Source organism: Pseudosulfitobacter pseudonitzschiae (genome assembly GCF_002222635.1).
Lineage (GTDB): Bacteria > Pseudomonadota > Alphaproteobacteria > Rhodobacterales > Rhodobacteraceae > Pseudosulfitobacter > Pseudosulfitobacter pseudonitzschiae_A.
In genome coordinates this window covers 3,029,764-3,043,031 of the sequence record NZ_CP022415.1, presented here as the reverse complement: position 1 = coordinate 3,043,031, position 13,268 = coordinate 3,029,764, and the positions used below count along the sequence as shown (strand labels likewise).

General features: G+C 60.5%; 15 protein-coding genes. 8 read left to right on the top strand and 7 right to left on the bottom strand.

Annotated features, from left to right (window positions below; all coding sequences use genetic code 11):
* Entirely contained in the window at positions 1-426 is a 426-nt protein-coding gene (locus tag SULPSESMR1_RS15015; protein WP_089421575.1) for an arsenate reductase family protein, read from the top strand.
* A 35-nt stretch (positions 427-461) separates the two neighbouring features.
* Positions 462-899 carry a VOC family protein gene (locus SULPSESMR1_RS15010; protein ID WP_089421574.1) on the top strand — a complete coding sequence of 146 codons (438 nt, stop codon included), beginning with the start codon at positions 462-464 and terminating at the stop codon, positions 897-899.
* On the opposite strand, the gene SULPSESMR1_RS15005 is transcribed toward SULPSESMR1_RS15010, so the two are convergent.
* Complete coding sequence (locus tag SULPSESMR1_RS15005) at positions 851-1,771, bottom strand: LysR substrate-binding domain-containing protein (RefSeq protein WP_089421572.1); 921 nt, start codon at positions 1,769-1,771, stop codon at positions 851-853. The two genes, SULPSESMR1_RS15010 and SULPSESMR1_RS15005, sit on opposite strands and share 49 nt — an antisense overlap.
* Positions 1,772-1,877: 106 nt before the next feature.
* Here SULPSESMR1_RS15005 and SULPSESMR1_RS15000 point away from each other — a divergent pair, with 106 nt between their 5' ends.
* The 4 genes from SULPSESMR1_RS15000 (at position 1,878) to SULPSESMR1_RS14985 (ending at position 6,681) form a co-directional block, all read left to right on the top strand.
* Positions 1,878-2,630, top strand: a complete 753-nt coding sequence (locus SULPSESMR1_RS15000; RefSeq protein ID WP_089421570.1) for a class II aldolase and adducin N-terminal domain-containing protein — start codon at positions 1,878-1,880, stop codon at positions 2,628-2,630.
* A 14-nt stretch (positions 2,631-2,644) separates the two neighbouring features.
* Positions 2,645-3,805: an acyl-CoA dehydrogenase family protein gene (locus SULPSESMR1_RS14995; RefSeq protein WP_089421569.1), complete on the top strand. Its 1,161-nt coding sequence runs from the start codon at positions 2,645-2,647 to the stop codon at positions 3,803-3,805.
* A 77-nt stretch (positions 3,806-3,882) separates the two neighbouring features.
* Positions 3,883-5,898 (top strand): acetate--CoA ligase family protein, encoded by a 2,016-nt coding sequence (locus SULPSESMR1_RS14990; RefSeq protein ID WP_089421567.1) that lies wholly within the window; start codon positions 3,883-3,885, stop codon positions 5,896-5,898.
* A 3-nt stretch (positions 5,899-5,901) separates the two neighbouring features.
* Positions 5,902-6,681, top strand: coding sequence for a carnitinyl-CoA dehydratase (locus SULPSESMR1_RS14985; RefSeq protein ID WP_089421566.1), 780 nt, complete (start codon positions 5,902-5,904; stop codon positions 6,679-6,681).
* Here the strand turns inward: SULPSESMR1_RS14985 and SULPSESMR1_RS14980 are convergent.
* On the bottom strand, positions 6,678-7,304 hold the full coding sequence (locus SULPSESMR1_RS14980; protein ID WP_089421564.1) for a class I SAM-dependent DNA methyltransferase: 627 nt from the start codon (positions 7,302-7,304) through the stop codon (positions 6,678-6,680). The genes SULPSESMR1_RS14985 and SULPSESMR1_RS14980 overlap by 4 nt on opposite strands.
* 75 nt (positions 7,305-7,379) lie before the next feature.
* On the opposite strand from SULPSESMR1_RS14980, the gene SULPSESMR1_RS14975 reads away from it, so the two are divergent.
* Positions 7,380-8,234 (top strand): SDR family oxidoreductase, encoded by an 855-nt coding sequence (locus SULPSESMR1_RS14975; RefSeq protein ID WP_089421562.1) that lies wholly within the window; start codon positions 7,380-7,382, stop codon positions 8,232-8,234.
* Between the two features lie 7 nt (positions 8,235-8,241).
* The gene (locus SULPSESMR1_RS14970) at positions 8,242-8,829 is read left to right on the top strand and encodes an exopolysaccharide biosynthesis protein (protein ID WP_089421560.1); all 588 of its coding nucleotides are present in this window, start codon (positions 8,242-8,244) and stop codon (positions 8,827-8,829) included.
* Between the two features lie 7 nt (positions 8,830-8,836).
* Here SULPSESMR1_RS14970 and dxs read toward each other — a convergent pair whose 3' ends face one another.
* The 5 genes from dxs to SULPSESMR1_RS14945 all read right to left on the bottom strand — a co-directional run bounded on the left by dxs (position 8,837) and on the right by SULPSESMR1_RS14945 (position 13,181).
* Complete coding sequence (dxs, locus tag SULPSESMR1_RS14965) at positions 8,837-10,765, bottom strand: 1-deoxy-D-xylulose-5-phosphate synthase (RefSeq protein WP_089421558.1); 1,929 nt, start codon at positions 10,763-10,765, stop codon at positions 8,837-8,839.
* Between the two features lie 13 nt (positions 10,766-10,778).
* Positions 10,779-11,639 carry a polyprenyl synthetase family protein gene (locus SULPSESMR1_RS14960; protein ID WP_089421556.1) on the bottom strand — a complete coding sequence of 287 codons (861 nt, stop codon included), beginning with the start codon at positions 11,637-11,639 and terminating at the stop codon, positions 10,779-10,781.
* 4 nt (positions 11,640-11,643) lie between these two features.
* Positions 11,644-11,886 carry an exodeoxyribonuclease VII small subunit gene (locus tag SULPSESMR1_RS14955; protein WP_089421554.1) on the bottom strand — a complete coding sequence of 81 codons (243 nt, stop codon included), beginning with the start codon at positions 11,884-11,886 and terminating at the stop codon, positions 11,644-11,646.
* A gap of 84 nt (positions 11,887-11,970) precedes the next feature.
* The gene (locus SULPSESMR1_RS14950; protein WP_089421552.1) at positions 11,971-12,672 is read right to left on the bottom strand and encodes a response regulator; all 702 of its coding nucleotides are present in this window, start codon (positions 12,670-12,672) and stop codon (positions 11,971-11,973) included.
* On the bottom strand, positions 12,669-13,181 hold the full coding sequence (locus SULPSESMR1_RS14945) for a MarR family winged helix-turn-helix transcriptional regulator (RefSeq protein ID WP_089421550.1): 513 nt from the start codon (positions 13,179-13,181) through the stop codon (positions 12,669-12,671). The genes SULPSESMR1_RS14950 and SULPSESMR1_RS14945 overlap by 4 nt, the downstream gene beginning before the upstream one ends.
* Positions 13,182-13,268: the final 87 nt, after the last annotated feature.

Genomic DNA, 13,268 nt, shown 5'->3' with positions numbered 1-13,268 from the left:
ATGGATATCGTCATATTTCATAACCCGACTTGTGGCACTTCTCGCAATGTGGTGCAGATCGCCCGTGATGCGGGTTATACACCTACCATCATCGAATATCTCAAGGTTGGCTGGACCCGCCCGCAATTGTTGGCGCTGTTTGCCGCCGCTGGCCTGATCCCACAGGACGCGCTGCGCGTGGCAAAGTCACCGGCGGCAGATTTGGGGCTGCTTGAGGATGGCGTCAGTGATGATGTCCTGTTGGACGCGATGGTGGCGCATCCGATCCTTGTAAATCGTCCCATCGTGGCCTGCGTGCGCGGTGTGCGGTTGTGCCGCCCGTCGGGCGAGGTTCTGGACCTATTGCCTAACTGGCCACCTGCCCCCTATGCCAAGGAAAACGGCGATTTGCTGATTGACAGTGATGGCGTTCGTTTGCCGGAATGACTTGACGCACCGCATCAGCCTGGGGACGGTACGACATGGATTATGAAACGATTGACGCCGCCGACTTTGGCCGCAGTTTGCAGGGTATTGGTCTGAACCTGCTGGTACGGGACGTGCGGGCGCATGTGACGTTTTTAGAGACTGTTTTCCAGATGATCGCGCATCGGGTTTCGGATGATTTCGCAATCATGGCCTATGGGGATCAGTTGTTTCAACTGCACAGCGACGGCACCTATCATTCCAATCCGTTGCAGGCCTTGTTGCCCGAAAACCCGCCGCGTGGTGCCGGACTGGAAATCCGGTTGTACGACACCGATGCGGATGCCGCCGTAAAGCGGGCCAGCGCTTCGGGGGCCATGATCCTGCAGCCGCCCACAGACAAGCCCCACGGCCTGCGCGAGGCGTATATCCTGTGCGCCGACGGCTATGCTTGGGTTCCGTCACGTCCCATTCCAGAGCCTGGCAAAGGGTAATCCGCCGCCATCTCGTCTTTGACCCAATTGGCAAAGGCGCGGGCGTGCGCATTGTCTTCCGCCTGTGGAGCCAATGACAGATAGTACGCCTCGTGCATTTGAACCGCGCCTGCAAAGGGGCGGACCAAACGACCCTCCGCGATGGCGTGACGCGTGGCGCAATCATGCCCCATCGCCAGTCCTGCGCCGGCTTCCGCAGCGGCAAGTGCTGTCGCCAGAACCTGCGCGTGGGTGATCTTTGGGCCATTGGCAGGGGGCAGGCCAGTGCCTTCGGCCCACGCATCCCAGGTGGTCAGCATCGCGGTGCAGTAGAACAGCCGATGCCGCGCAATATCGGCCAGCGCCACCTGATAATCAGGGGCGCAGACCGGATAGAATGTGTCCCAGGTCAACCGTTCCGCAGGCCGGTCGCGCGCGGGGGCCATCAGAAACCGTATCTCGATATCAGCCATGTCGCCGCGTTCCATTGGATCCCAGATTGCGGTGTTGATCTGTAGATGCAAATCGGGGTGACGGGCGTACAGGCGGGGCAGACGCGGGGCCAGCCAGCAGGTGGCAAAGGTCAGATTGCACTGCACCTGAAGCGCGTCACGTGCATCACCGTCGACCAGCATCCTTGTTCCCCGGCTGAGTGTCTGGAACGCATCGCGGACAACCGGCAGGTAATTCAGCCCCGTTACCGTCAGCTCCAACGCGCGGGGCCGCCGGTAAAACAGTGGCTGGCCCAGATAGCCCTCAAGCGATTTGATCTGCTGGCTGACCGCACTTTGCGTCATGTTCAGCTCACCTGCAGCGGCGGTAAACGACAGATGGCGGGCGGCTGCCTCAAAGGCGCGAAGCTGGTTCAGCGGGGGAAGGGCGCGGGTATTCATAAACCAGCCATTAGCATTACTTATGCCGTGACAACAGTTTTTTCGTTGGCCATCCGGCGCTGTCCCCGCCACTCTGGGCGAAACTTGAAAACCGGAGAAGCTTCTCATGTCCGTCACCCAGATTCGCCCAAATATGGAACATATGCAGGAACGCGTTGACCTTGCCGCCGCTTTCCGTTGGACCGCGCGACTGAACCTGCACGAAGCGGTGGCAAACCATTTTTCGCTGGCCGTGAATGATGATGGCACCAAGTTTCTGATGAATCCCAACCAGATGCACTTTTCACGGATCAAGGCATCGGACCTGATCGAGATGGACGCCAACGATCCCGACAGCATGGTTGGCGTTGATGCGGACCCGACCGCTTGGGGCCTGCATGGCGGTATCCATCGCCACTGCCCGCATGCGCGTTGCGCCATGCATGTCCATTCGATTCACGCGACGGTGCTGGCATCGCTTGCCGACAGCAACCTGCCGCCGATTGACCAGAACTGCGCCACATTCTTCAACCGTTATGTGATCGACGACGGCTATAACGGGCTGGCGTTCGAGGACGAAGGCGAGCGTTGCGCGCGGTTGTTCAACGACCCCAAGAAAAAGGTCATGATCATGGGCAACCACGGCGTGATGATCATTGGCGATACAGTCGCGGACACCTTTAACAGGCTCTACTATTTCGAACGCGCCGCCGAAACATACATCCGTGCGCTGCAAACCGGACAGCCGCTGCGCGTGCTGCCCGACGATGTCGCGGAAAAGACGGCGCAAGAGCTTGAGGATTATCCCGAACAGGATGAACGCCATCTGGCTGAGCTGAAGGCCATTCTCGACGAAGAAGGCTCTAACTACGCCAGCTGATAAGGATCCAGCACATGATTTACGGTCTGACGGACGAGCAGACGATGATTGCGGACACAGTCCGCAGCTTTGTCGAGCACGAGATTTACCCACACGAAGAGCTGGTTGAACGCACCGGAGAAGTCCCCGCCGAGATCGTACAGGAGATCAAGCAAAAGACTCTGGATCTGGGGTTTTATGCCTGTAATTTTCCTGAAAGCGTCGGCTGCGCCGGGTTGAACCACGTGGAATTCGCGCTGGTCGAGCGGGAACTGGGGCGTGGATCAATGGCGCTGAACCACTTTTTCGGGCGGCCTCAGAACATCTTGATGGCCTGCGAAGGCGAACAGATCGACCGCTATCTGATGCCCGCCGTGCGCGGAGAGCGGATGGATGCGCTGGCGATGACCGAACCGGGAGCCGGATCCGACGTGCGGGGTATGAAATGCAACGCCGTGCGTGACGGTGGCGACTGGGTGGTGAACGGTACCAAACATTTTATCTCGGGTGCGGATCATGCAGATTTTATAATCGTTTTCATCGCAACGGGCGAGGATCAGACGCCAAAAGGCCCTAAAAAGCGGATTACCGCATTTTTGGTGGACCGTGGAACGCCCGGTTTCACCATTCGTGACGGGTATAAGTCAGTGTCGCACCGCGGCTACAAGAACATGATTCTGGAGTTTGACGATTGCCGCCTGCCCGATGCGCAGGTGCTGGGCCAGGTGCATGGCGGATTCGAGGTGATGAACACATGGCTTTATGCCACGCGGATCACGGTTGCGACCATGTCGGTGGGCCGTGCGCGCAGGGTGTTCGACTATGCGCTGACCTATGCCGCCGCGCGGGAACAGTTCGGGCAGAAAATCGGCAAGTTTCAGGGCGTTTCGTTCCAGATTGCCGATATGATCACCGAGATTGACGCCGCAGACCTGCTGACGCTGGCCAGCGCCGACCGGCTGGACAAAGGGCTGCCTGCGAACCGCGAAATTGCATCGGCAAAGCTCTATGCCAGCGAGATGTTGGGGCGTGTCACGGATGCGGCGATCCAGATTCATGGTGGTATGGGGTTGATGGACGACTATCCACTGGAACGGTTCTGGCGCGATGCGCGGGTTGAGCGGATCTGGGACGGAACCAGTGAAATCCAGCGGCACATCATCAGCCGCGAGCTTTTGCGTGCTTTGGGGGCGTAGAGGGGGGCCAACCCCCGGCCTGCGGCCTCCCCCCGGGATATTGCGGGCCAAAAGAACTCAGGTTTGGAGTGCCCAATATGATGCGTGATCTGTCGCGGTTGCTGCGGCCCCGTTCGATTGCCGTAATTGGCGGCGGTGCGTGGTGCGCGCAGGTGGTGAAACAATCTGTGCTTATGGGATTTTCGGGTGATATTCAGATCGTTCACCCAAAAGGTGTGGTGGTTGAGGGGATCGCTTCGGTGCCCGCGGTCGAGGATTTACCGCACCCGCCGGACGCGGTTTTTATCGGCGTGAACCGGCATGTTGCCATCGATGTGGTCGGGCAACTGGCCAGAATGGGGGCCGGCGGTGCGGTTTGTTTTGCATCAGGCTTTGCCGAAGCTGCGGCAGAAGATGTAAGCGGAGCAGATTTGCAAGCGCAACTGGTTGCAGCTGCGGGGGACATGCCGCTGCTGGGGCCGAATTGCTATGGATATATCAATGCGCTGGACGGCGCGCTGTTGTGGCCAGACCAGCATGGTTGTGCACGGGTAGAGACGGGCGTGGCGATTCTGACGCAAAGTTCGAATATTGCGATCAACCTGACGATGCAGTTGCGCGGATTGCCCATTGCCTACACGGTTGCATGCGGAAACATGGCACAGACAGCGCAGGCAGATATTGCGCTGGGGTTGCTGGACGATCCGCGCGTGACCGCCATCGGGCTGCACATTGAAGGATTTGGCGATACCGCTGCGTGGCACCGGCTTGCGATGCGGGCCACCGAGCGTGGCGTTCCGTTGGTTGCATTGAAGGTTGGCGCATCCGAGCAGGCGCAGCGCGCGACGGTATCGCACACGGCGTCGTTGGCAGGCGGAGATGCTGGTGCGCAAGCCTTGTTGGCGCGGTTGGGCATCGGACGGGTGCGCGATTTGCCGACCTTTGTCGAGACGCTGAAGTTGTTGCACGTGGCCGGACCGCTGGATGCGCCGACGCTGTCATCAATCAGTTGTTCGGGGGGCGAGGCAAGCCTTGCTGCGGATACGGCGCATGGGCGTGCTGTTTCCTTTCCGGCTCTGACGAGGGGGCAGCGGCAGGCGTTGGGGGCTGCATTGGGGCCGATGGTCGCGCTATCAAACCCATTGGATTACAACACTTATATCTGGCGCGATGCACAGGCGATGACACAGGCGTGGGCGCCGATGGCGGCGGATCACATCGGCCTGACATTGTTGATTGTTGACTATCCGCACACCGATGCGACGGATTGGGAATGCGCGACATTGGCCGCGTTGCGTGTGCGTGCGCAGACGGGGCGGCCTGTGGCGATGGTGGCGACGCTGCCTGAATTGATGCCGTTGAGCGTTGCACAAAGACTGATGGCAGGCGGCGTGGTGCCTATGAACGGGTTGACCGAGGCAATTGCTGCCGCTGAAATCGCAGCACATCTGGGTCATGTCGCTGCCACAGCACCCTTGCCCGCAGGTGCCGAGCGTTCAGGTGCTATCCTGAGCGAAGCCGATGCCAAGCGGGTGATTGCCCAATATGGTGTTCCTGTACCAAAATCAGTCTCTGATGTACAAAAAAGCGGGTTCGGCTTGTCCGGTCTGACACCCCCCTTTGCAGTTAAGGGGCTGGGGTTGGCACATAAAACCGAAGCCGGAGCCGTGCGGCTGAACGTTGGTATGGACGAGGTGAACGCCGTTTTGGCAGAGCTGCCCGGCACGGGTGCGATCGTCGAGGAAATGGTGACCGATGGCGTGGTTGAATTACTGGTTGGTGTCACGCGCGATCCGGCGCACGGGTTTGTTCTGACGCTGGGTGCCGGGGGTGTGCTGACCGAGTTGCTGGCCGACACCGTGTCAATGCTGCTGCCCGTGGATGAAGTCGCCGTAAAACAGGCTCTAACAAAGTTGAAATGCGCCCCTCTGTTGACCGGATATCGTGGCAAGCCTGCTGCCGACCCTGACAGTATCGCGGGCGCGATCATGGCCGTGCAATCCTATGTGATTGCGCAGGCTGATGTGATCAGCGAAGTTGAGATCAACCCGCTGATTTGCACCCCCACACGCGCCGTCGCTGCCGACGCGCTGATCCGAATTGCAAAGGACTGACAGATGGACCCGATCAAGACCCGCCACGAAGATGGTATTCTGCACGTTACGCTGGACCGCCCCAAGGCCAATGCGATTGATCTGGCGACTAGCCGGATCATGGGCGACGTTTTCGCCGGTTTTCGCGATGACCCGCACCTGCGTGTGGCCATCATCACCGGCGGAGGTGACAAGTTCTTTTGCCCGGGTTGGGATCTGAAAGCGGCTGCCGATGGGGACGAGGTGGATGCGGATTACGGCGTCGGCGGCTTCGGCGGCTTGCAGGAGTTGCGCGGCCTTAACAAGCCGGTGATTGCTGCCGTGAACGGAATATGCTGCGGCGGCGGGCTGGAACTGGCGCTGAGTGCGGATATGATTCTGGCGGCGGATCATGCGCAGTTTGCGCTGCCCGAGATTCAGTCGGGTACAGTCGCGGACGCGGCCAGTGTGAAATTGCCTAAGCGGATTCCCTATCATATCGCGATGGAATTGTTGTTGACCGGCCGCTGGTTCGACGCCACCGAGGCGCACCGCTGGGGTATTGTGAACGAGGTGCTACCGGGCGATACGCTGAACGACCGTGCGTGGGAACTGGCGCGTTTGCTCGCCTCGGGGCCGCCGCTGGTTTACGCTGCGATCAAAGAAATTGTGCGCGATGCCGAGGATGCGAAATTTCAGGATGCGATGAACCGGATCACCAAGCGGCAGTTACCGACGGTCGATGCGCTGTATGCGTCCGAGGACCAGTTGGAAGGCGCAAAGGCCTTTGCCGAAAAACGTGATCCGGTGTGGAAGGGGCGCTAACGTTTGATCCAGCTGGCCACACGGGCCAGGTCCTTTGCGTGGTCCCCTGTGGTTTCGGGGCTGTAAATGGGCACATCGGTTAGGGTCAGGCCGTGAATATCACGCTCTAACGAGGCGAATTTAGCGGCGAACCCTTGTGCCGAGAAGTGCTGCGCATTGATCGAAAGGGTGATCCGCCCGCCGGTTCTTACCACGCGCATTACCTCGTCCAATGCGTCCGGACCGACGTGTCCGGTGGTGAATGTGCCACTGCTGGTAACGCCGGCATAGGTGCCATCTTTCACATCCAGACCACGCAGGATGTCGCCGGTGAACAGTTTGCGATAGATACCCTTTGCCCGCGCCACCTCGAGCATTTCGGGAGAGATGTCGGTGGCGTCTACCGGCTTGATATCATGCGCTGTCAGCGCTGCACCGCACAGGCCGGTGCCTGCGCCCACGTCCAACACCGACCCTTTGCCGCCGTGTTTTACGAACAGCGATGCCACCTGCATATGCAGGACATAGCCGTTGGCGCTGGCAAATGTGGTGTCATAGGTGTTGGCCCAGCGGGCGTACAGCTGCCGGGAGTCCTCGGGCGTTTGTAGGGCGTAGGCGGCGTTCAGGTCTGGATCATCGCTCATGGCGACATGCTCTCGCTTTGGGGCGTATTGTGCAAGGGGCTTGAACGCAGGAACGCGGCGGGGCACCTATGGTGTATGAACAAGACATTGCTTTCCTTTGGGCACGGTTATTCGGCGCGCGCGCTGGCGGCGGTACTGATCCCGCAGGGATGGCGCGTGATTGGCACAACACGCAGCGCGGATAAGACGGACGAGATTGCCCGAACGGGCGTCGAACCGCTGATCTGGCCGGATGGTGACGATGTCATGCCCGCACTCGCCGTGGCGTCGCATGTGCTGATTTCGGCGGGGCCCACGACAGATGGTGATCCGGTGTTGAACGATTTGCAGGATGCAATCGAGGCTAGGGCGGGTGATCTGCGATGGCTTGGCTATCTGTCGACCACCGGCGTTTACGGTGACCATGACGGTGATTGGGTGGACGAGGACACAGCCCTGACCCCCACCACCAAACGCGGCCAGATGCGCAAGGACGCCGAAGCGGCATGGCGTGCAATTCCCGATTTGCCGCTACATATTTTTCGGCTGGCGGGCATCTATGGACCCGGCCGAGGTCCGTTCGAAAAAGTAAGGCAAGGCACCGCGCGGCGCATCATCAAGCAGGGTCAGGTGTTTTCGCGCACCCATGTCGAGGACATTGCGCAGGTGCTGGCTGCATCGATTGCACAGCCTGCGTCCGGCACCGCATATAACGTCTGCGATGACGATCCTGCCCCGCCGCAAGAGGTGATCGCCCATGCGGCAACGCTGTTGGGGTTGCCGGTGCCGCCTGCCATTCCGATAGAGCAGGCCGATATGACGCCGATGGCGCGCAGCTTTTACGCCGAAAGCAAACGTGTTCGGAACGATCGGATCAAAGAGGCGTTGGGTGTACGGCTGCGCTATCCTACATATCGCGAAGGACTGGCCGCCCTTTTGAAGAACGGCTGATCCAAGAATGTCCGAACCCGGCGACAAGACCCTGACGCATCTTCTGGATGCGATTGACCACGCAGCCGAAGGATCGGTCGTGTCGGTGCGTAATATTCTGGTTGCTATTGGCGACCGGTCAATCATGCCATTGGTTTTGGCGGTGTCCATTCTGATCGTGTCACCATTGTCGGGTATTCCGTCGGTGCCGACGATGTCTTCGATGATTTTGCTGGTGCTGATGGGGCAGGCGTTCGGGAAACGACGGCATTTGTGGCTGCCGGAAATCCTGCTGCGGCGGGAACTGGCAGCGCATCGGGTCAAGACGGCGACAGGTTGGCTCAGGCCGCCCTGCGCGTGGCTGGACGCCCATTCACGGCCACGGCTTCGGGTGTTGACGTCGGGTGTGCTGCGCCCCTTGACGTTGGCGGTGTGTATGCTGACGGCGGCGACCTTTCCGTTTCTGGAAATTCTGCCGTTTGTATCGTCCTTCTGCGCCGGTGCCATCGCGATGATCGCCTTCGGGGTGATCACGCGCGATGGGCTGTGGGTGCTGGCAGGCTATGTTCAGGTGGCGGCGCTGGCTTGTGTCGCGGTGTGGATCTGGCCAAGTTAGAGCCTGATCACGCCCGTTCGGCGCCGATCTGTGACACGCCCAGAACGCTCAGCACTTTGGCCTCGATGTCCTTGGCGCTCAGCTGAGCGGTGGCATACATATCGGCGGGGCTGGACTGGTCGATAAAGGTATCGGGCAGAACCATCGACCGGAACTTCAGGCCCGCATCGAACACACCTTCATCTGACAAAAGCTGTGCCACATGGCTGCCAAAGCCGCCCACGGCGCCCTCTTCGATGGTGATCAGCGCCTCGTGGTCCGCGGCCAGTTGCAGGATCATGTCGCGATCCAGTGGTTTGGCAAAGCGGGCGTCGGCCACGGTGGGGGTGATCCCCTTGGCGGCCAGACTTTCACAGGCGGCTTCGACCTCGCTCAGACGTGTGCCAAAAGACAGGATCGCCACGCGACCGCCATTGCGGATTATACGGCCTTTGCCGATTTCCAGCGGGGTGCCACGTTCGGGCATCTCGACGCCGGTGCCTTCGCCGCGTGGAAAACGGAACGCGATGGGTCCATCGTCATACGCTGCGGCGGTGGCAACCATATGGGCCAGCTCGGCCTCATCCGCGGCGGCCATCACCACGAAACCGGGCAGGTTGGCCAGAAACGCAATGTCGAACGCCCCCGCATGGGTGGCACCGTCGGCTCCGACCAAACCGGCACGGTCGACGGCAAAGCGCACCGGCAGACGCTGGATCGCTACGTCATGCACAACCTGATCGTAACCGCGTTGCAGGAAAGTCGAGTAAAGCGCGCAGAACGGCTTCATCCCGCCCGCAGCCAGCGCCGCCGAAAAGGTCACGCCATGCTGCTCGGCAATCCCGACATCAAAGCAACGGCTGGGATAGCGTTCGGCAAACAGGTTCAGCCCGGTTCCATCGGGCATCGCCGCTGTCACCGCGCAGATCTTGTTATCGGCGGCGGCTTCCTTCAGCAGGTGCTGGGCAAAGACGCTGGTGTAGCTGGGTGCGTTGCTGGGTGCTTTTTTCTGCTCGCCAGTGACCACGTCGAATTTGGCGCGGGCGTGGCCTCTGTCGGCGGATTCTTCTGCGGGCGCGTAACCTTTGCCCTTTTTTGTCAGTACGTGGATCAGGATCGGGCCAGTCGCCCGCGCCTTGACCGTGCGCAGAACGGGCAGCAACTGGTCCATGTCGTGCCCGTCGATCGGCCCGAGATAGGAAAACCCAAGCTGTTCAAACAGGGTGCCGCCCACGGCCATGCCCTTGAGGATATCCTTGGCCCGACGCGCACCTTCACGAAAGGGCGGCGGCAGCAGGCTGACAGCCCCTTTGGCGGCGGCCTTGAGATCCTGAAACGGTTCTTCGGCGTACAGACGGGACAGATAGGACGACATCGCGCCCACAGGCGGGGCAATGGACATTTCGTTGTCGTTCAGGATGACAATCAGACGTTTGCCCAGATCACCCGCGTTGTTCATGGCCTCATAGGCCATGCCAGCGCTCATGCTGCCGTCACCGATCACGGCAATCGCGTCGCCCAGCCCTTCGGGTGTCACGCCACCCAGATCACGCGCCACGGCAAAGCCGAGCGCGGCACTGATCGAGGTGCTGGAATGGGCCGCACCAAATGGATCATATGGGGATTCGCTGCGTTTGGTGAAACCCGACAGGCCGTCCTTTTGGCGCAGCGTGCGGATACGGTCGCGGCGTTCGGTCAGGATTTTGTGTGGATAGCACTGGTGCCCCACGTCCCACACGATCTTGTCGCGCGGCGTGTCGAAAACAGCGTGCAGGGCCACGGTCAATTCAACCACACCCAGACCTGCGCCCAGATGTCCGCCGGTGACCGACACCGCAGCCACGGTTTCGTCGCGCAGTTCACCAGCCAGCTGATGCAGCTGGGCATCGCTGAGGTGTTTCATGTCAGCGGGGCGCCGGATCGTATCCAGCAAAGGGGTGTCGGGGCGGTCCGTCATGTGCGGCCTTCTGTCATTTCTCGCGGCGAATGACAAATGCGGCGGTTTCGCGCAGCACGTCGGCATCCGGTCCATATACATCTAGGGCGTCGCAGGCCGATTGCACGAGATCAGCCGCGCGCTGTTTCGCCCCGTCGAGACCCAGCAGAGACACGAAGGTGGCTTTGCCAGCATCCGCGTCTTTGCGCGTTGCCTTGCCAACGGTATTGGCATCGCCGGTCACGTCCAGAACATCATCGGCAATCTGGAACGCCAGCCCCATCGCTTGGGCATAATGGCGCAAGGGTGCCGTATCGTCCCCTGCCATACGGGCGCCGGCACAGGCTGACCATTCGATCAAGGCACCTGTTTTGCCGCGTTGCAGGTATTCGATCTGGTCCAGTGTCAGCGGCGTATCGGCAGTTTCGGCGGCAATGTCCAAAGCTTGCCCCAGCACCATGCCCCTTTGCCCGGCGGCCAGTGCCAGTGTGTGCGCGAGATCGGCGCGCGCAGGGCCGACGTCGCTGTGCGTGACCAATTCAAAGCTGAGCGCATGGAGCGCATCACCGGCCAGCATGGCGGTGGCCTCATTCCATTTGACATGAACTGTGGGCTGGCCCCGTCGCAGATCGTCATCGTCCATACAGGGCAGATCGTCGTGGACCAGCGAATAGGCGTGCATCGCCTCGATGCCGGTGGCGGGCCAGAGAGCGGCGGCAGGGTCCAGCCCGTGCAGCCGCGCCGATTCCAGCACCAGAAACCCGCGCAGCCGCTTGCCACCCTTGGTGGCATGGGCCATCGCGTGGGTTACGGGCACATCATCCAAACCGCCCAAAACGGTGTCGAACTGCGATTGGATCTGCGTTGCGGCCTGTGCCAGCCGGGCGGAAAACATCGACCTACTGAATGTCGACGGGCGCAGTGCCGGTGGGGTTGCCGTCGCTGTCCAGCGTGATGGCGGCGACTTTTTCCTCGGCTTCTTTCAGCTTGGCCTCGCAGCGCGCTTTCAGAGCTGCCCCGCGTTCATAAAGCGTAATCGACTCGTCCAGTGCCACATCGCCGCGTTCAAGCTGGCCCAGAACCTGTTCCAGTTCGGCCATCGCTTGCTCAAAGCTCATCTCGTTCACGGGTGTCTCGGTCATGCGCGGCGCCTCTTGCTACTTCGTGTGCAGCATAGCGGCGTTCGCGACCCGATGCCAGACGGACAAGCCGCAGTTTTTGCGCAGTTAGTCCGGTGCCAGCATATAGCCTGCGCCGCGCACTGTTTGCAGGTAACGGGGTTGTTTGGGGTCACTTTCGATTTTGCGACGCAGACGGGTGATTTGTACATCAACCGCGCGTTCTTGTGCCTGGCCACGGTCGCGACCCAGTTCCTCGACCAGTTTGGCGCGGCTGATCGGGTTGCCGGGTTGTGCAGAAAATATCTTCATCAACAGCATTTCGGTGCCGGTCAGACGCACAATGTCCTGACCCTGCCACATCTCGCCGCGTTCAAGGTCATAGCGGATGTCGCCCAGATGCAGGATTTTGGGCATGCTGTCTTCGGCTGGGGTGTCGGGCATACGCCGCAGTACGGCATTGATGCGCAGCAGCAGTTCTTTTGGCTCGAACGGTTTGGGCAGGTAATCGTCGGCACCGGCTTCAAATCCTTCGATGCGGGCATCTGTTTCACCGCGCGCAGTCAGCAGCAGGATTGGCGTGGTTTTGGTTTCGCGCAATGACCGGCACAGGCTAAGACCGTCTTCACCGGGCATCATCACATCAAGAATGATCATGTCGAAGTCCAGCCCCGTCAGGATGCGCCGTGCGTGCTGGGCGTCGCGGGCGGCGGTCACCAGAAAGCCGTTCCGGATCAGGAATTTCTGCAACAGTGTGCGGATGCGTTCGTCGTCATCTACGACCAGCAGGTGGGCGTCAAAATCGCTCATGCGCCGTTTTCCTTCAGGCGGGCATAAGCGCGCCGCATTTCGGGGTCCATCATCGCTTCAAGCACGCGGCGGAACCCTCCGACGGCGTCTGGCCCGGCTTCGCGAAAAGCTGCGCGCATACGGGCGCGTTGGGCGTCGGACAGTTGCTGTTCCAGCGCACGACCCGCCTCTGTCAGATACAGGTGGCGTTCGCGTTTGTCGTTCTGGCCCACCCGGCTTTCGACCAGCCCGTCTGCAATCAGGGTGCGCAGCACGCGGTTCAGCGACTGTTTGGTCACACCCAGAATGTTCAGCAGATTGTTCACCGTGGTGCCCGGTGCGCGGTTGATAAAGTGCACCGCTCGGTGGTGCGCACGGCCATAAGCCATGTCTGCCAGAATGCGGTCGGGATCGGCCGTAAACCCGCGATAGGCAAAGAACATTGCCTCGATACCCTGTCGCAGTTGCTCGTCTGTCAGGAACAGCAGGCTTTCGCCCCCCAGTCCCGCACCCATGCCAGTGTCACGCATATTCCGTGTGCCTCACTCGTCCCGTGTAAACGTCAGCTTACGTCAGTGTTGTTGACATTCCAATAGCCAAGGGCTATCGAATCGCAT

Coding starts and splice junctions, on each gene's coding strand:
- SULPSESMR1_RS15015 (WP_089421575.1), top strand. CDS start 1: ATGGATATCGTCATATTTCATAACCCGACTTGTGGCACTTCTCGCAAT.
- SULPSESMR1_RS15010 (WP_089421574.1), top strand. CDS start 462: ATGGATTATGAAACGATTGACGCCGCCGACTTTGGCCGCAGTTTGCAG.
- SULPSESMR1_RS15005 (WP_089421572.1), bottom strand. CDS start 1,771: ATGAATACCCGCGCCCTTCCCCCGCTGAACCAGCTTCGCGCCTTTGAG.
- SULPSESMR1_RS15000 (WP_089421570.1), top strand. CDS start 1,878: ATGTCCGTCACCCAGATTCGCCCAAATATGGAACATATGCAGGAACGC.
- SULPSESMR1_RS14995 (WP_089421569.1), top strand. CDS start 2,645: ATGATTTACGGTCTGACGGACGAGCAGACGATGATTGCGGACACAGTC.
- SULPSESMR1_RS14990 (WP_089421567.1), top strand. CDS start 3,883: ATGATGCGTGATCTGTCGCGGTTGCTGCGGCCCCGTTCGATTGCCGTA.
- SULPSESMR1_RS14985 (WP_089421566.1), top strand. CDS start 5,902: ATGGACCCGATCAAGACCCGCCACGAAGATGGTATTCTGCACGTTACG.
- SULPSESMR1_RS14980 (WP_089421564.1), bottom strand. CDS start 7,304: ATGAGCGATGATCCAGACCTGAACGCCGCCTACGCCCTACAAACGCCC.
- SULPSESMR1_RS14975 (WP_089421562.1), top strand. CDS start 7,380: ATGAACAAGACATTGCTTTCCTTTGGGCACGGTTATTCGGCGCGCGCG.
- SULPSESMR1_RS14970 (WP_089421560.1), top strand. CDS start 8,242: ATGTCCGAACCCGGCGACAAGACCCTGACGCATCTTCTGGATGCGATT.
- dxs (WP_089421558.1), bottom strand. CDS start 10,765: ATGACGGACCGCCCCGACACCCCTTTGCTGGATACGATCCGGCGCCCC.
- SULPSESMR1_RS14960 (WP_089421556.1), bottom strand. CDS start 11,639: ATGTTTTCCGCCCGGCTGGCACAGGCCGCAACGCAGATCCAATCGCAG.
- SULPSESMR1_RS14955 (WP_089421554.1), bottom strand. CDS start 11,886: ATGACCGAGACACCCGTGAACGAGATGAGCTTTGAGCAAGCGATGGCC.
- SULPSESMR1_RS14950 (WP_089421552.1), bottom strand. CDS start 12,672: ATGAGCGATTTTGACGCCCACCTGCTGGTCGTAGATGACGACGAACGC.
- SULPSESMR1_RS14945 (WP_089421550.1), bottom strand. CDS start 13,181: ATGCGTGACACTGGCATGGGTGCGGGACTGGGGGGCGAAAGCCTGCTG.